The organism is Pseudomonas sp. 22515 (genome assembly GCF_052044625.1).
Lineage (GTDB): Bacteria > Pseudomonadota > Gammaproteobacteria > Pseudomonadales > Pseudomonadaceae > Aquipseudomonas > Aquipseudomonas alloputida.
In genome coordinates this window covers 40,034-57,619 of the sequence record NZ_JBQENN010000033.1, presented here as the reverse complement: position 1 = coordinate 57,619, position 17,586 = coordinate 40,034, and the positions used below count along the sequence as shown (strand labels likewise).

The 17,586-nt window shown below is 62.7% G+C and carries 12 protein-coding genes and 1 other RNA gene; 4 read left to right on the top strand and 9 right to left on the bottom strand.

Annotated elements, in window-relative coordinates:
• Nucleotides 1-60: 60 nt before the first annotated feature.
• Nucleotides 61-396 carry a YbaB/EbfC family nucleoid-associated protein gene (locus ACTJJN_RS24110; protein WP_003254305.1) on the bottom strand — a complete coding sequence of 112 codons (336 nt, stop codon included), beginning with the start codon at nt 394-396 and terminating at the stop codon, nt 61-63.
• Nucleotides 397-459: 63 nt separating this feature from the next.
• A complete protein-coding gene (gene dnaX / locus ACTJJN_RS24105; protein ID WP_088513752.1) occupies nt 460-2,541 on the bottom strand; it encodes a DNA polymerase III subunit gamma/tau in 2,082 nt (693 codons plus the stop codon).
• A gap of 121 nt (nt 2,542-2,662) precedes the next feature.
• Here dnaX and ACTJJN_RS24100 point away from each other — a divergent pair, with 121 nt between their 5' ends.
• The gene (locus ACTJJN_RS24100; protein WP_088513753.1) at nt 2,663-3,469 is read left to right on the top strand and encodes a substrate-binding periplasmic protein; all 807 of its coding nucleotides are present in this window, start codon (nt 2,663-2,665) and stop codon (nt 3,467-3,469) included.
• A gap of 209 nt (nt 3,470-3,678) precedes the next feature.
• On the opposite strand, the gene ACTJJN_RS24095 is transcribed toward ACTJJN_RS24100, so the two are convergent.
• Both ACTJJN_RS24095 and ACTJJN_RS24090 read right to left on the bottom strand, forming a co-directional pair.
• On the bottom strand, nt 3,679-3,954 hold the full coding sequence (locus tag ACTJJN_RS24095; protein WP_088513755.1) for a hypothetical protein: 276 nt from the start codon (nt 3,952-3,954) through the stop codon (nt 3,679-3,681).
• A 357-nt stretch (nt 3,955-4,311) separates the two neighbouring features.
• Entirely contained in the window at nt 4,312-4,800 is a 489-nt protein-coding gene (locus tag ACTJJN_RS24090) for a DUF2938 domain-containing protein (protein WP_088513756.1), read from the bottom strand.
• Between the two features lie 84 nt (nt 4,801-4,884).
• Here ACTJJN_RS24090 and ACTJJN_RS24085 point away from each other — a divergent pair, with 84 nt between their 5' ends.
• A complete protein-coding gene (locus ACTJJN_RS24085) occupies nt 4,885-5,304 on the top strand; it encodes a helix-turn-helix domain-containing protein (protein ID WP_088513757.1) in 420 nt (139 codons plus the stop codon).
• A 28-nt stretch (nt 5,305-5,332) separates the two neighbouring features.
• Here the strand turns inward: ACTJJN_RS24085 and ffs are convergent.
• From ffs to ACTJJN_RS24060, 5 genes are all read right to left on the bottom strand, one after another.
• An RNA gene (ffs, locus tag ACTJJN_RS24080) (signal recognition particle sRNA small type) lies at nt 5,333-5,429 on the bottom strand.
• A gap of 226 nt (nt 5,430-5,655) precedes the next feature.
• A complete protein-coding gene (gene ligA, locus ACTJJN_RS24075) occupies nt 5,656-7,986 on the bottom strand; it encodes an NAD-dependent DNA ligase LigA (protein WP_440781672.1) in 2,331 nt (776 codons plus the stop codon).
• A gap of 199 nt (nt 7,987-8,185) precedes the next feature.
• Nucleotides 8,186-9,079: a cell division protein ZipA gene (gene zipA, locus ACTJJN_RS24070; protein ID WP_060546455.1), complete on the bottom strand. Its 894-nt coding sequence runs from the start codon at nt 9,077-9,079 to the stop codon at nt 8,186-8,188.
• Between the two features lie 205 nt (nt 9,080-9,284).
• Nucleotides 9,285-12,773, bottom strand: a complete 3,489-nt coding sequence (gene smc, locus ACTJJN_RS24065; protein WP_440781671.1) for a chromosome segregation protein SMC — start codon at nt 12,771-12,773, stop codon at nt 9,285-9,287.
• 3 nt (nt 12,774-12,776) lie between these two features.
• A complete protein-coding gene (locus tag ACTJJN_RS24060; RefSeq protein ID WP_003254317.1) occupies nt 12,777-13,436 on the bottom strand; it encodes a GntR family transcriptional regulator in 660 nt (219 codons plus the stop codon).
• Nucleotides 13,437-13,704: 268 nt separating this feature from the next.
• Here ACTJJN_RS24060 and xdhA point away from each other — a divergent pair, with 268 nt between their 5' ends.
• Complete coding sequence (gene xdhA, locus ACTJJN_RS24055) at nt 13,705-15,159, top strand: xanthine dehydrogenase small subunit (RefSeq protein ID WP_088513759.1); 1,455 nt, start codon at nt 13,705-13,707, stop codon at nt 15,157-15,159.
• On the top strand, nt 15,152-17,551 hold the full coding sequence (gene xdhB / locus ACTJJN_RS24050; protein ID WP_440781670.1) for a xanthine dehydrogenase molybdopterin binding subunit: 2,400 nt from the start codon (nt 15,152-15,154) through the stop codon (nt 17,549-17,551). Before xdhA ends, xdhB begins: the two co-directional genes overlap by 8 nt.
• The last annotated feature ends 35 nt before the right edge of the window (nt 17,552-17,586 follow it).

The following is a 17,586-nucleotide window of genomic DNA, read 5'->3' as shown; positions in this document are numbered from 1 at the left end:
GAAATCTACGCAAAAAAAAACGCCGCTGATAACAGCGGCGTTTTTGAGTACCTCAATGCCTTAGAACGGCATCTTGAAGCCTGGCGGCAGTTGCATGCCGGCGGTCATGCCGCCCATCTTTTCCTGGCTGCTTTGCTCAACCTTGCGCACGGCGTCGTTCAGCGCAGCGGCAATGAGGTCCTCCAGAACTTCCTTGTCGTCTTCATCAGTCGACATCAGGCTCTGGTCGATGCTGACGCGCTTGACGTCGTGACGACCGGTCATCACCACGCTCACCAGACCGCCACCGGACTGACCGGTGACTTCGGCGTTGGCCAGTTCTTCCTGCATCTTCTGCATTTTTTCCTGCATCTGCTGGGCCTGCTTCATCAGGCCGGCCATGCCACCTTTCATCATGGGGTATACCTCGATTGGGTCATGTGATGCGGCCCGGCACCGGGCCGGCCGCATGGTTATCCGTTACTGGCCCTGACTGGCCAGGGCTTCTACAGGCTCAATAGTATCCTGCCGCACCTTGGCGCCGAACAACTTGATCATCTGCTGGATCAACGGATCCTGCTCGATCGACGCGACGGCGTCCTGCTGGCGCTCGGCACGCTTGCGCGCTGCGGCCTGAGCCGGGGTTTCCTGCTCGGGCAGGATCAGCTCGATGCGCAGGTTCAGCGTGCGCCCCAAGTGCTGGTTGAGCGCTTCGTTCAGGCGCCGCTGCTGGGTGGCGTTGAACAACGCACCCTGGCCCGGGTCCAGATGCAGCAACCAGTCGTCGCCATCGGCGGCAATCAGCGTACAGTTTGCCGCGATGTTGCCTGTCATCCCGGACACAGGCAACTGTGGGAATAATTCCAGCCATTGCAGGGCCAGACCGGTGGCCGGTTTGGCTGCCGGCAACGGTTCGGCCGCCGGTTTGGACACGTCTTCCTGAACATGTTCGGCCAGCTCGTCCAGGTAGCTGAAGCCTGCCGGATCGCTTTCGCCGCCGTAATAGTCTTCGTCAAGCGGCGGCTCATCGTCGCGCTCCATCCCCACGGCAGCGTAGGCAGACGGGTCGAAAGGCGGCTCGTCGTGTGCCGGGGTGGCCTGTGGGGGCGCCACCGGGGCAACAGGCTCGGGCTCGGGTGCAGGTGCCGGTTCGGGCGCGAGTTCAGCCGCTAACGGCGCGGGCGCAACGGCAGGCTCTTCCCACGGCAAGTCGACCACTTCGGCAACAGGCTCAGGTACGGAGATGGCCTCGGCTTCGGCCTTCAGCTCAACATCTGCCTCGGCCTCCGGCTCATGATCAGCCGTCGCGGGTGCAGGCACCTCCAGCTGCGGGGCTTGCGCTACAGGCTCCGCCGGCACAGCCGCGACAGGTGATGAAGGCTCGACCGGCGCCGCGGCTGCCACCTGCCCTGCAGGATCAGCTGTGGCCTGGCTGATCCCCGCTGGCTTTAGCACCGGCTTCGGTGCGTCGTCCGTGTCTGCCGGGCGGAACGCCAGCATGCGCAACAGCACCATCTCGAAGCCACCGCGCGGGTCCGGCGCAAGGGGCAGGTCACGGCGGCCAATCAGGCCCATCTGATAATAGAACTGCACATCCTCGGCCGGCAGCGCCGAAGCCAGCGCCAATACCCGCTCGCGATCACCCTGGCCGTTGTCTACCGCTTCGGGCAGCGCCTGGGCAATGGCTACACGGTGCAGCACATTGAGCATTTCGGCCAGAACGCCCGACCAGTCCGGCCCTTGCTCGGCCAGATTACGCACGGCCTCCAGCAAAGCCCTGGCATCGCCTTCGAGCAGTGCCTGCAAGACCCCATACACCTGGCCATGGTCGAGGCTACCCAACATGGCACGTACATCGGCAGCCAGTACCTTGCCTTCACCGAAGGCGATGGCCTGGTCGGTCAGGCTCATGGCATCCCGCATGGAGCCGTCGGCCGCACGCCCCAGCAGCCACAGGGCATCTTCCTCGAACGGCACATTTTCGGCGGCCAGTACGTGGCTGAGGTGCTCCACCACCCGCTCCGGGCTCATGTTCTTCAACGAGAACTGCAGGCAGCGCGACAGGATGGTGGCCGGCAGCTTCTGCGGGTCGGTGGTGGCGAGGATGAACTTGACGTAGGGCGGCGGCTCTTCCAGCGTCTTGAGCAAGGCGTTGAACGAGTGGGTCGAGAGCATGTGCACTTCGTCGATCAGGTAGACCTTGAAGCGCCCACGGCTGGGGGCGTACTGCACGTTATCGAGCAGTTCGCGAGTGTCCTCGACCTTGGTACGGCTGGCGGCGTCGATCTCGATCAGGTCGACGAAACGGCCTTCGTCGATTTCACGGCACACCGAACAGGTGCCACAGGGCGTGGAGGTGATGCCGGTTTCACAGTTCAGGCACTTGGCGATAATACGGGCGATGGTCGTCTTGCCCACGCCGCGGGTACCGGTGAACAGGTAGGCATGGTGCAGGCGCTGGTTGTCCAAGGCATTGATCAAGGCCTTGAGCACATGGGTCTGGCCGACCATTTCGCGGAACGAGCGCGGACGCCATTTTCGTGCAAGAACCTGATAACTCATCGAAAAACCATCGTAGCCTGATCGAGCGGAAGATCGCTAATGCTAGCGGAGCGGGGGCAAAATTGCACCCTGCGCAACTCGTCTAAGCTTGGAATGGCGCATTGTCCAGGGAGGATTGCCTTTGCGAAGACTGCTGGCCCTGTTACTGCTGTGGTCTACAAACAGCCTGGCTGACCAGCCGGTGCTGCGCTTCTCCGTAGCCGAGAGCTGGAGCATGCCCCTGGTACGCATCGAAGGCGATCAGCCAGTGGAGGGATTGCTTTACGACCTGATGCAAGCCGTTGCCAGGCAAGTGGGCGCTCGCCCCGAGTTCCACGTCATGGCCCGCTTGCGCCTGGAGGAGGCCATGAGCAGCGGCGATATTGATGTCCGTTGCTACGTCAGTACCCAATGGCTCAACGACCGCCCAAGGGATTTTGTATGGAGTATCCCGCTGATTCATCAGCGTGACGTACTGGTCGGCCGCGCCAGCGACAGCACCCCGATACCCCCGGAGCAACTGCCAGCCCAGGCGATCGGCACGGTACTGGGCTACACCTATTCAACCCTGCAACCACTGCTGGACCACGGCCAGTTGCACCGTGAGGACAGCCGCAACCAGTTGCTGGTACTGCAAAAGCTGCAGGCCGGCCGGTATCGCCATGCGGTGAGCAACCAGTTGTCGTTGCAGTGGTTCAACCAAGGGTTGCCAGCGGAGCAGCAATTGCAAGCGCTGGCGGTGCTGGACGAACAGGATTTGGGGTGCATGGTGCGCAACGATCCGGCGATACCGACACAAGGGCTGTTGCGGGCGTTGGTAAGGATGAAGCAGTCGGGGGAGATCGAGCGGATTTTGCAGCGGTATGGAGGGACGGGCGACCCGGACAGTAGGTCTGTGGCCCGGCCCGAAATACCCAGCAAAATGCCGGCACACAGCCAGCGCAACTAACGTCCTGCTCATTTCGCGAACGCTTGCGCAAACACTGCTGGAGCAACTGTCTTGCTCAATTTCTAAAAGCTGGCGCGATCCCTGTGGGAGCGGGCTTGCCCGCGAACACGGGCGAAGCCCGTGCCATCCACCGCGCTATATTCTTCGCGGGCATGCCCGCTCCCACAGCATTGTGCGGCACATTCACAATCGCTATCACAAACTCAACGTCACCGGCCTTTACGTTCAAACGCCAAGCTGACAGCATCCGCCTGCCCCCAGGCAATCTGCATGGCCCGCAAACCATGCTCCAACAACTGCCTGGTTTCTTCGTCCTGAATACGCTCAAGCGCCCGCCGGCTATCGCTGTAGGCGAACATCAGGTAGTGGGAAACATTCATCAACGCGAACTCCATCGGGACGATGCCTTCGCTGATCGCGCGGGAAAGGGATTTGCCTTGGGGAAGATCAAAGACGTGGAGCGGATCGGGGACCAGTTTTTTCATGAGTTCACCATACCGGGCTGAGAGCACCCTTTCGCTTCCACACTTAGGGTGACAGTTGTACGCGGGGTGGAAGACCAGGGGTATGGCAAACCCGGCAGGCCCGAAGGCCTCCCACGCACAACTGTCATATCGACAGCCGCCAAACCACCCAGGCTTCCACACCCGATCGCTGAACTGACAGCGACCGCGAAAGCCTAGTGGGCGAGGTTTACCGGGACAATCAGACGGGAGTCGACGGAACACGTAGGATAATTCGCTATGCCTGCCTGACGTGTAGGGGCTTTCCTAGACTGTTATCAGACCTATCTTAAAGTGGGCACTCTGATCATGTGCTTACTGTTATCGGGCTCCCTGTCTTCACACCAAAGCCCGTAAATACGCACTCAAGAACAACCCCACACCAAACACAAAATGCGTGGCCAGGCTCTTCAGACAGTTCCGCGCAGGTGTCGGCGTTCTGGACGCAAAGAACCCTGCCCCCATCGCCGGCTGCATGAGGCAAAACGGCGCCACGACTGTACCCACACCCACAACTACTGCAGGTAAAAGAGTAGGCGACCGCAACCAGCCCTCCCCTACGATCACAAGCAGCAGCATCGCGAAAAGCACGCCGGTGGCGTAGTGAATCCCCCATCCCCACGCCAACTCATTACGCACCGGTTCCGCTTTGGCAATCGCTTGGTGCGAAACACGCCCGCCTAGCAAGTGCCCCGCCCAACGCCCGACCATGGCAAAGTTCAGCGTTGCCACACCCAACCGCCTCAGCAGCAGCCCCCATAGGTCCATCACTACAGTGGCACCAATGCCAATCGGCAATGCAGCTAGAAACATCGCAGTAAACGTCATTTGAACAAGCCCTCGAAGGTTGACGGTCATTACCCATGCCGCGCAGCATAGAAGTTGAAGTCAACTTCAAGTCAAGGGCCCGAAATGGACATTGCCGACGTCGCCAAACGCACAGGCGTACCCGCATCGACACTGCGTTACTACGAGAAGAAAGGCTTGCTCAAGTCGCTTGCCGGGCACGGTCAGCGTCGACAGTTTGCAGCCGACGTGGCGGACAGGCTAGCGCTGATCGCCCTGGGGCAGGCTGCGGGGTTTTCGCTGGATGAAGTGGGGGCGATGCTGGTGGACCTGCAGGTCGACCGGCAGATGCTGAATGCCAAAGCTGATGAACTGGATGCAAGAATCAAACGATTGCAAGCGATGAGCAAAGGCTTGCGGCATGCCGCGCAATGCCCTGAGAAAGATCATCTGACATGCCCGAAATTCCAGCAGCTGATGAAGCTGTCGGCGGCAGGAGCATTGGGCGAAAAGCAGAAAAGAACGAAGACGTTCGTTACAGATTGAGGTTTTCCGACCCCAGAAATGGAGGCGGCCCCACCAGCCACACCCCGGCACTCGATGTTCCCGCTATGGCTGCTCCCTTCCGGGCCTGACCAGGTTAACGGGTAATCAATGCGGAGGGACCGATGGGGCCACCACTACATGCCTCGCTGAGCAGCGAGTGGCGCCATTGTACCGGTCTTTGGGGCAGATACAACCACTGCGGCAGAAAAAGTCATCATTTCTCAATGACTTGTCAGGGGCGAGACGGCCTGGACGGGCCTCTTCGCGGGTAAACCCGCTCCTACGGGGGACCGCGCAGGCTTTTCGAGTTTTGAGCAAGGCCGTTGCCCCCCACAGGGGGGGCACGGATGCCTAGACCGCTATGCCCTGTTCGGCCAGGAATGTGACGAAGGCATCTTCGTCCAGTACCTTCACACCCAGCTCAGCAGCCTTGGCCAGCTTGGAACCTGCCCCCGGCCCTGCCACCACGCAGTGGGTCTTGCCGGAAACGGAGCCGGCAACCTTGGCCCCCAGGCTTTCCAGCTTGTCCTTGGCAATGTCGCGGCTCATGCGCTCCAGCGTACCGGTCAGCACCCAGGTCTGGCCGGCCAGCGGCAAGCCTTCGGCCACCTTCTTCTCGCTGCTCCAGTGCATGCCGAATGCCAGCAGCTGCGCTTCGATGTCCCGGGCCAGTTTCTGGTTTGCTTCATCCTTGAAGAACTCACGCACGGCGTCGGCCTGCTTGGCCGCCAGGGCCTGGCGCAGGTCAATGCCGTCGGCGGCGATGATCTTGTCCAGGCTGTCGAGCTTGGCCACCAACTTCTCGGCACCGGTCGGGCCGACGGAGGCAATGTCGAGCTTGGCGATCATCCCGGCCAAGGTGGTGCTGGCGGCAAATTCGGCGGCCAGCTCACCTTCGTCCTGCAACTGCATACCGCTGTCGAGCAGCTGCTGGATAACCTTCTGGTTGTGCTCGTCTTCAAAGAAATTGTGGATCTCGTAGGCCACTTCGAGACCGATGTCCGGCAAATAGGTCAGCACCTGCGGCAATGCCTGCTGCACGCGCGCCAGGCTGCCCAGCGAGCGGGCCAGCACCTTGGCAGTCTCCTCGCCGACATCCGGGATGCCCAGCGCGTAGATGAAGCGCGCCAGGCTCGGGCGCTTGCTGGCTTCGATGGCATCCAGCAGCTTCTGGGTCGACACCTCGGCAAAGCCTTCAAGGCCGACGACCTGCTCGAACTGCAGCTTGTACAGGTCAGCCGGCGAGCCGATCAGGCCTTCATCCACCAACTGCTCGACACTCTTCTCACCCAGGCCGTCGATGTCCATGGCACGGCGCGACACATAATGAATGATCGCCTGCTTGAGCTGCGCGCCACAGGCCAGGCGGCCGACGCAGCGGTACACCGCACCTTCGCTGGTGGTTTCCTTGCCTTTGCTGCGTTTGACCAGCTGGGTGCGCTCGACCTGCGAACCACACACCGGGCACTCGCTTGGCACCTCTACCGGGCGGGCGTCTTGCGGACGACGCTCCAGCACCACCTGCATCACTTGCGGGATCACGTCGCCGGCCCTGCGAATGATCACCGTGTCGCCGATGCGCAGGCCCAGGCGGGCGATTTCGTCCATGTTGTGCAAGGTGGCGTTGGACACGGTCACACCGGCCACCTTGACCGGCTTCAGCCGCGCCACAGGCGTTACGGCACCCGTACGGCCAACCTGGAACTCAACGTCCAGCACCTCGGTCAGCTCTTCCATGGCCGGGAACTTGTGGGCAATCGCCCAGCGCGGCTCTCGGGCGCGGAAGCCCAGCTCGCGCTGGGCGGCCAGGCTGTTGACCTTGAACACTACACCGTCGATCTCATACGGCAGGCTGTTACGCCGCTCGCCAATGTCGCGGTAGTAGGCCAGGCATTCTTCGATGCCCGCCGCATGCTTGAGCTCGCGGCTGATCGGCAGGCCCCAGGCCTTGAGTTGCTCGAGGATGCCGATGTGGCTGTCGCCGATGCTTTCGGACAACTGGCCGACGCCATAGCAGCAGAACTCCAGCGGGCGGCTGGCGGTGATTTTCGAGTCCAGCTGGCGCAAGCTGCCAGCGGCGGCATTGCGCGGGTTGGCGAAGGTCTTGCCACCGGCCTCGGCCTGGGCGGCATTGAGCCGGTCGAAACCGGCCTTGCTCATGTACACCTCGCCGCGCACCTCCAGCACTGCCGGCCAGCCCTTGCCCTGCAACTTGAGCGGGATGTTGCGCACGGTGCGTACGTTGACGCTGATGTCTTCGCCAGTGGTGCCGTCGCCCCGGGTGGCGCCCTGCACCAGCTGTCCGTCGCGGTACAGCAGGCTCACGGCCAGGCCATCGAGCTTGGGTTCGCAGCTGTAGTCGACCGCACCCGGCTGATCGAGGCCTTCTACCACACGGCGACCGAACTCACGCAGATCGGCTTCTTCGAAGGCGTTGCCCAGGCTGAGCATGGGCACTTCGTGGCGCACCTGGCTGAACGCAGCCAAGGCAGCGCCGCCAACGCGCTGGGTGGGCGAGTCAGGGGTTACCAGGTGCGGGTGTTCAGCTTCCAGCGCCTTGAGCTCGTTGAACAGGCGGTCGTATTCGGCATCGGGCACGCTGGGCTCGTCGAGCACGTAGTAGCGATAGTTATGCTGATCGAGCTCGGCACGCAGTTCGAGGATACGGGTTTCGGCGGTCATGGGATTTGTCTTCTCTTGCAAAGCAAAAGAGCAGCTTGGGGTGGTGCGTGGGGTTCCAGGTGTCTGTTGACTGTGCCGGCCTNGCCTAGGGCGGTGATGTACCTGTAGGAGCGGGTTTACCCGCGAAGAGGCCGGAACAGGCAACGACGATACCCGAACCGGCCAGCACGCCCTCAGGCTGCTCTTTCGTCTGGATCTGTCAGCGTTTCTGGGTCAGCGCGCGGCGCTCGAACTCGACGATACGCTGGCGGTAGTGCTCGATGGTCTGGGCAGTCAGCACGCTGCGCTGGTCATCCTTGAGCTCACCGTTCAGTTCGTGGGCCAGCTTGCGTGCCGCGGCAACCATCACGTCGAAAGCCTGCTTCGGATGACGCGGGCCCGGCAAACCGAGGAAGAAGCTCACAGCGCGAGTGCTGAAGTGATCGATGTCGTCCAGATCGAACACGCCAGGCTTGACTGCGTTGGCCATCGAGAACAGCACCTCGCCGTGACCGGCCATGCTCTCGTGGCGGTGGAAGATGTCCATTTCGCCGAAGCGCAAGCCGCTTTCCAGGATGTTCTGCAGCAGCGCCGGGCCCTTGAAGCCACCCTCGTCGCGGGAGATCACGCTGATGACCAGCACCTCTTCGGCGGGTGGCAACTCCTTGACGCTGCTGCTGGCAGACGCTGCGCCGCTGCTACGGTTGTTGTCGGCGGCAAAGTCGTCATCGCTGTCGGCAAACAGGTCGGGCTCGCGCTGCTCGGCGCTCAGGTTCAGGTCACCCTGCTGCACATCGGCAGCCGCACTGGCTCGCTTGCCGCGCTTGCTGGCCTTGACCGGCTTGGGCTCACGCTCGCGATCACGCGCAGACGCGCTGAGGGACGGCAGGTCGCTTTCGTCCAGCTCAGGCTCCTTGTGGGTATCGAGCACTCGCGACGGGCCGAGCACTTCGGCACTGCCACCCTCTTCGTCCGGCAGGTTGGAATAACTGCGATCCAGACGGAATTTCAACTTGCCTTTCCCGCCGCGCATGCGGCGCCAGCCGTCGAAAAGAATCCCGGCGATAACAATGATGCCGATGAGGATCAGCCACTCGCGCAGACCGATTTCCATGTAATCCCGTGCCTCTATAAAAATATGCTTGAAAACAAAGGGTTCAAAGCCCTTTAACACGTGGCGCCAACTCTATGTTCTGACAGGCGTTTTACCCACGCAAAAAACGAGTGACATTAAGCTAGCACGACCAAAGACAACTTTACACCGTCTGTCGCACACGGCGGGGGCATTTCGCTGCAGAATGTGCCCCTATCGTCGTGCATCAAGCGTCGACCATGGCCATGGCCGCCTCCACATCAACTGCAACAAGGCGTGAACAACCCGGCTCATGCATGGTCACCCCCATCAATTGGTCCGCCATCTCCATGGCAATCTTGTTATGGGTGATGTAGATGAACTGCACGCTTTCACTCATTTCCTTGACCAGACGCGCGTAGCGCCCGACGTTGGCATCGTCCAGCGGTGCATCGACCTCGTCGAGCATGCAGAACGGTGCGGGGTTCAACTTGAAGATGGCAAACACCAGCGCCAAAGCGGTCAGTGCCTTCTCGCCACCGGACAGCAGATGGATGGTGCTGTTCTTCTTGCCCGGCGGTCGCGCCATGATCGTTACCCCTGTATCGAGTAGATCTTCGCCCGTCAGTTCCAGATAAGCGCTGCCACCACCGAAAACTTTTGGGAAAAGTGCCTGTAATCCGGCATTTATCTGATCAAAGGTATCCTTGAAGCGGTTGCGGGTTTCCTTGTCGATTTTGCGGATGACGTTTTCGAGGGTCTCCAGCGCTTCGACCAGGTCGGCGTCCTGAGCGTCCAGGTATCGTTTGCGCTCGGACTGCTGCTCGTATTCTTCGATGGCCGCCAGGTTGATCGCCCCCAGGCGCTGGATGCGCGCTTCAAGCTGTTCCAGCTCCTGCTCGGTGCCCTGCTCGCTGGCCTCGGCTTCCAGGGTGGCGAGCACGCCTTGCAGGTCATAGCCGTCGGCCAGCAACTGCTCTTGCAGGGTCTTGCGCCGCACATCCAGGCCCTGGCACTCCAGGCGCAGCTGCTCCAGTTGACCACGCAGCAGCTGGGCCTGCTGCTCGGCCTGGGTGCGGCGTTTTTCGGCATCGCGCAGTTCGCGGTCAGCTTCGTCCATGTGCAGGCGAGCCAGGCGCATTTCCTCGTCGACGCTCATGCGCCGCTCCAGCAGCTCCTCCAGCTTCAGGCGCAGTTCTTCCTGCGGGGCTTCACCCTCCTCCAGGTTCAGGCTCAGTTGTTCCTGGCGCTCGGTCAGGCGCGCAGCTTGCTGCTCCAGACGCTCCAGCGCCTGGCGGGTGGAGTCGTGCTGGGCACGCAACGACCCCAGGCGCACCGCCAGCTGGTGAGCGTGGTCCTTGTGCTGGCGGGCCTCCTGACGCACCCGGTCAAGGCTTTCGCGCAGGGTGTCGCGGCGGGCCATCAACTGTTCGCGCTGCTCGGTGTCCTGGGCCATGAGCTCCAGAGCCTCTTGCAGCAGCAGGCGTGCTTCGCCCAGTTGCTCGTGTTCCAGGGCGCGCTGCTCTTCCAGCTCGCTCAGCTCTTCGTGCAAGCGGCGGCGGCGCAACTCGACCTGCTCGGCGCGCGCGCGGCTGGCCGAAAGACTGGCCTTCAGCTCGCCGTGCAGGCGGTTTTCATCCTGTGTGCGGCGGCGCAACTGTTCGCGCTGCTCCTCCAGGTCCAGTTGCTGCTCGCGCAGCGCCTGCAACTGTTGATCGAGTTGCTCCAGCGCCGCTTCCTGCTCCAGTTGTTCCTGGCCCAGGCGTTCGATTTCCTGGCCGCGCGCCAGCACGCCGCCTTCGGCCTCGCCACCTCGGCGTACCCGCACGAAGTGCCGGCCGACCCAGTAGCCATCACGACTGACCAGGCTCTGCCCTTCGCCGAGCGACGCGCGCTGCTCCAGTGCCTGAGCCAGGTCTTCCACAGGCCTGACCTGGCCCAGCCAGGGCGCCAGGTCGATACGGCTCTCAACCTTCTCCAGCAAGCTGCCGGGCAACGTCGCCCCCGCGCCGACGGCCAGCAGCAAACGCAGCTCACCCTGTTCCAGGCCCGCAAAATCGAGGTCGTTGAAATCGTCCACCAGCACAGCCTGCAGATCGGCGCCAAGCACCGTCTCTACCGCCAGCTCCCAACCCGGCTCCACCCGCAAGCCTTCGGCCAGCCGCGGCTGTTGCTCCAGCCCTTGGCCGTGCAGCCATTGCGCAGCACCTGCGCCCGGCTCCAGGGCGGCCTGCTGCAAGGCTTCAAGCGAGGCCAGACGCCCGCCCAGACGCTGCAGGTCACCCTGTGCCTGCTGTTGCGCCTGGGTGGCCTGCTGCATTTGCTCGCGCGCGCTTTCCAGGCGCTCGATCACCTGCTCTTCGCAGAGCTGCAGTTCCTCCAGCAGCATTTCGCTGCTGGCCAGTTGCTCGGCCAGTTCGAGCATGGCGGCATCCTGCGGGTCGCCGCCCAGTTGCTCGCGCTCCTCGACCAACTTGCGCTGGCGCTCGGCCTGGCGCTCAAGGCTGGTTTCCAGCTGCTGCAGGCGCGCCTGCTGCACTTCGGCCTGGCGGCGCGGTTCGGCGGAGCGGCTGTTGAAGCTGTCCCACTGTTCCTGCCAGCCGTGCATGCCCAGCTCGGCCTCTTCAAGCGCGGCAGCGGCTTCCTCGGCAGCCGCCAGGGTCATTTCCTGCTCGGGTTCGAGCATGGCCAGCTCTTCGCCCAAAGTCGCCAGCAGGGTACGGTCGTGCCCCAGATGCGATTCGGCTTCCAGGCGTGTGCGCTCGGCTTCCTTGAAGTCGTCCTGCAACTGCCGCAGGCGCTGCTGGCCATGCTGAATGCTCTGCTCGACCCGGGCGATGTCACCGGCCACCGAATAGAAACGGCCCTGCACCTGGTTGAAGCGTTCGGACAGTTCGTGATGACCGTCGCGCAGGCGTTCGATACTGGCATCGGCATTGCGCTGCTCGGCCACCAGTGCCTCGTGAGAAACGCCCTGATCGCCGATCACCGATTCGCGCTGGCGTACTTGTTCGTCCAGGTCTCGCCAGCGCAAGGCAGACAGGCGCGCTTTCATCTGCCGCTCCTGAGCCTTGTACTCACGGTACTTCTCGGCGGCCTGGGCCTGGCGATGCAGACGCTCCAGCTGGCGCTCGAGCTCTTCGCGCAGGTCGGTCAGGCGCGCCAGGTTTTCCTGGGTGCGACGGATGCGGTTCTCGGTTTCGCGGCGGCGCTCCTTGTATTTGGAAATGCCCGCCGCTTCCTCGATGAAGTTGCGCAGCTCCTCGGGCTTGGCCTCGATCAGCTTGGAGATCATGCCCTGCTCGATGATCGAGTAGCTGCGCGGCCCCAGCCCCGTCCCGAGGAAGATATCGGTGATGTCACGCCGGCGGCACTTGGTACCATTGAGGTAATAGCTGTTCTGCCCGTCGCGGGTAACCTTGCGGCGGATCGAAATCTCGGCGTAGGCGGCATACTCGCCGACCAGGGTGGTTTCGCTGTTGTCGAACACCAGTTCGATACTGGCCTGGCTGACCGGCTTGCGGCCACTGGAGCCGTTGAAGATGACGTCGGTCATCGACTCGCCGCGCAGGTTTTTTGCCGAACTTTCGCCCATCACCCAACGCACCGCGTCGATGATATTGGACTTGCCGCAGCCGTTTGGGCCGACCACGGCCGCCATGTTGCTGGGGAAGTTGACCGTGGTCGGGTCGACGAACGACTTGAACCCGGCCAGGCGAATGCACTTCAGGCGCATCGGTCAGCCTCTGGCCAGTGCCGCCAGCACCAGTTCGCAGCTGCGCTGGCCATAGGCGGTGAGCACCTCGCGAATGCGCGGCAGGTCGCGGGAGACCACGGCTTCGAGCAGGCGGGCGAACAGGTCGAGATAGTCGATCATGTTGGCCTGGCGCTGGTCCAGCGACAGGTAATAGGCACGGCTCATGGCCGGCTGCAGGTTTTCCACGGTTTCCTGCAGGAACGGGTTGTCGGCGAACGGATAGGCCGCACGCATGACCGCAAAACTGTCGGCGACGAAGGTCTTGATGTCGAGCTGGTCATGGGCACGCTGCAGCCGCTGCTGGATCTCCAGAAACGGGCGCAGGTCGGCTTCGGTGCGCCATTTTTGCGCAACCGCATTGCCCAGCAGGATGTAGAACTCGCCCATCAGCGAGCACAGGCTACGAACGCTGCGTTCGTCCAGTTCGGTGACATGGGCACCACGTCGCGGCAGGATCGCCACCAGATGGCGGCGTTCGAGGATCAGCAGTGCTTCGCGCACCGAGCCGCGGCTGACGTTGAGCGCCTGGGTAACCTTCTGCTCCTGGATACGTTCGCCTGGCGCCAGCTCGCCGCGGATGATGCGTTCGGCCAGGTAATCGGCAATCTGCTCGGAGAGGCTGTCCGGGGCCTTGAACGTCATGGTTTTCCTTCAAAATCATTGAACTGGGCACAAGGGGCGAATTGTAGCGTACTTGGGCGGTAATCGCGCAGAGGGGCCAGGTGGTTTATTTGACCTTTCAGACAGCCACGCGCCCGGCGCGATCTATGCTTGGAATAGAGGCAGTGTGTGCGGCTGGGCATGGACATGTGCATTTTCTTGACCCTTGAGTCAGAAAAATATTGACCTGCTAGACAGGTCTTGCTTAGAGTCCGCCCAACAACAATAAAACCATTGCGAGGCCATCCCCGTGATCCAGTTTCTCGTCAACCAGGAGCTGCGTAGTGAGCACGCCCTGGACCCTAACATGACAGTGCTGCAGTACCTGCGCGAGCACCTGGGCAAACCCGGCACCAAGGAGGGCTGCGCCAGTGGTGACTGCGGTGCGTGCACCGTGGTGGTCGGTGAACTGAGCCAGGACGACCACGGCAACGACAGCCTGCGCTACCGCAGCCTCAATTCGTGCCTGACCTTTGTGTCGTCGCTGCACGGCAAGCAACTGATCAGCGTCGAGGGGCTCAAGCACCAAGGCCAACTGCACAGCGTGCAACAGGCCATGGCCGATTGCCATGGATCGCAGTGCGGCTTCTGCACCCCTGGCTTTGTCATGTCGCTGTTCGCTCTGCAAAAGAACAGCAGCGGCCCTGACCTGCACCAGGCCCAGGAAGCCCTGGCTGGCAACCTGTGCCGCTGCACCGGTTACCGGCCGATCCTCGACGCCGCCGAGCAGAGCTGCCGCCAGCCCTGCCGCGACCAGTTCGATGCCCAGCAGGCACAAACCATCAGCCGCCTCAAGGCCATTGCCCCGACGCAGACCGGCGAGCTGAACAGCGGCGACAAGCGCTGCCTGGTGCCGCTGACCGTGGCGGATCTGGCCGACCTGTACAGCTCGCACCCCGAAGCGCGGCTGCTGGCCGGTGGTACCGACCTGGCGCTGGAAGTCACCCAGTTCCACAAGACCTTGCCCGTGATGATCTACGTCGGCCACGTGGCCGAGCTCAAGCGCATCGAGAAAACCGCCAGCCACCTGGAAATCGGCGCCGCCACCCCGCTCACCGACTGCTATGGCGCGCTTAACGAGGAATATCCTGACTTCGGCGCCCTGCTGCATCGTTTTGCCTCGCTGCAAATCCGCAACCAGGGCACCCTCGGCGGCAACATCGGCAACGCCTCGCCAATCGGCGACTCGCCACCCCTGCTGATCGCCCTGGACGCGCAGGTGGTGCTGCGCCAGGGTGAACGCCAACGGGTGATGCCACTGGAAGACTACTTCATCGACTACCGCATCACGGCTCGCCAGGACAGCGAGTTCATCGAGAAGATCATCGTACCGCGCGCCTCCAGTGACTGGGCGTTCCGCGCCTATAAAGTGTCCAAACGCCTGGACGACGACATCTCCGCCGTGTGCGCAGCCTTCAACCTGAGCATCGAAGACGGTGTGGTCAGCGGTGTGCGGATCGCCTTCGGCGGCATGGCGGCGATACCCAAGCGCGCCCGTGCCTGCGAGGCAGCGTTGCGCGGCAAGCCGTGGAACCAGGCCGCCATCGAGCGCGCCTGCCAGGCCTTGGCCGAGGACTTCACCCCACTCAGCGACTTCCGCGCCAGCAAGGAATACCGCCTGCTGACCGCGCAGAACCTGCTGCGCAAGTACTTCATCGAACAGCAAACGCCGCACATCGAAACCCGGGTGACCGCTTATGTCTAACCATCACGTAGCCAAAAGCCAGGCCGAGATGGCCGAACTGTTCAGCCAGGACCTGACCACCGGGGTCGGCCGCAGCGTCAAGCACGACAGCGCCGACAAGCATGTATCCGGCGAGGCTGTGTACATCGACGACCGCCTGGAATTCCCCAACCAGTTGCACGTCTACGCCCGCACCGCCGACCGCGCCCATGCGCGCATCCTGCGCATCGACACCACGCCGTGCTACACCTTCGAGGGCGTGCGCATTGCCATCACCCACGAAGACATCCCCGGCCTGAAGGACATCGGCCCGGTGGTGGCCGGCGACCCATTGCTGGCCATCGACAAGGTCGAGTTCTTCGGCCAGCCGGTGCTCGCTGTCGCTGCCCGCGATCTTGAAACCGCACGCAAAGCGGCCATGGCCGCCATCGTCGAGTACGAAGACCTGGAGCCGGTGCTGGACGTGGTCGATGCACTGCGCAAGAAGCACTTCGTGCTCGACAGCCACACCCACCAGCGCGGCGATTCGGCTGCCGCCCTGGCCAGCGCCCCGCACCGCATTCAGGGCACCCTGCACATCGGCGGCCAGGAGCACTTCTACCTGGAAACGCAGATTTCCTCGGTCATGCCCACCGAAGACGGCGGCATGATCGTCTACTGCTCCACGCAGAACCCCACCGAAGTGCAGAAACTGGTCGCCGAAGTGCTCGACGTGCCGATGAACAAGGTGGTGCTGGACATGCGCCGCATGGGTGGCGGTTTTGGCGGCAAGGAAACCCAGGCCGCCAGCCCGGCATGCCTGTGCGCGGTAGTCGCGCGCCTGACCGGCCAGCCAACCAAGATGCGCCTGCCGCGGGTCGAAGACATGACCATGACCGGCAAGCGCCACCCGTTCTACGTCGAGTATGACGTGGGCTTCGACGACAACGGCCGGCTGCACGGTATCAATTTCGACCTGGCCGGCAACTGCGGCTATTCGCCCGACCTGTCCGGTTCGATCGTCGACCGTGCCATGTTCCACTCCGACAACGCTTACTACCTGGGCGATGCCACCGTCCACGGCCACCGCTGCAAGACCAATACCGCCTCCAACACCGCCTACCGCGGCTTTGGCGGCCCACAGGGTATGGTCGCCATCGAGCAGGTGATGGACCATATCGCCCGTCATCTGGGCCGTGACCCACTGGCCGTGCGCAAGGCCAACTATTACGGCAAGACCGAACGCAACGTCACCCACTACTACCAGACCGTCGAGCACAACATGCTCGAGGAGATGACCGCCGAACTGGAAGCCAGCAGCGACTACGCCGAACGCCGCGAGTCGATCCGCCGCTTCAACGCCAACAGCCCGATCCTGAAGAAAGGCCTGGCACTGACACCGGTCAAGTTCGGCATTTCGTTCACCGCCACCTTCCTCAACCAGGCCGGTGCACTGATCCATATCTACACCGACGGCAGCATTCACCTGAACCACGGCGGCACCGAAATGGGCCAAGGCCTGAACACCAAGGTGGCTCAGGTGGTGGCGCAGATCTTCCAGGTTGATTTCAGCCGCATCCAGATCACTGCCACCAACACCGACAAGGTACCCAACACCTCGCCAACCGCAGCGTCGAGTGGTGCAGACCTGAACGGCAAGGCGGCGCAGAACGCGGCCGAAATCCTCAAGAAACGCCTGACCGAGTTTGCCGCACGGCACTATCAGGTGACCGAGGAAGACGTCGAATTCCGCAACGGCCATGTGCGGGTGCGCGACCAGATCGTCAGCTTCGAGCAACTGGTGCAGCAGGCTTACTTCGCTCAGGTGTCACTGTCCAGCACCGGGTTCTACCGCACGCCGAAAATCTTCTACGACCGCAGCCAGGCACGCGGCCGGCCGTTCTACTACTTCGCCTTTGGCGCTGCCTGCGTGGAAGTGATCGTCGATACGCTGACCGGCGAATACAAGATGTTGCGCGCCGACATCCTGCACGACGTAGGCGATTCGCTGAACCCTGCGATCGACATCGGCCAGGTAGAGGGCGGTTTCATCCAGGGCATGGGCTGGCTGACTACCGAAGAGCTGGTGTGGAACGCCAAAGGCAAGCTGATGACCAACGGCCCGGCCAGCTACAAGATCCCGGCCGTGGCCGACATGCCACTGGACTTGCGGGTGAAGCTGGTGGAAAACCGCAAGAACCCGGAAGACACCGTGTTCCACTCCAAGGCCGTGGGCGAGCCGCCGTTCATGCTGGGCATTGCCGCCTGGTGCGCGATCAAGGATGCCGTGGCCAGCCTCGCCAACTACCGCGTGCAGCCACAGGTGGACGCGCCGGCAACACCGGAGCGGGTGCTGTGGGGCTGTGAGCAGATGCGCAAGGCGGTGGCTGCCACTCAGTCCGCAGAACCGGAGCTGGAAACCGTCACCCAGTAACGCCGCGCTCCGCTTTTTCTGTGGGAGCGGCCTTG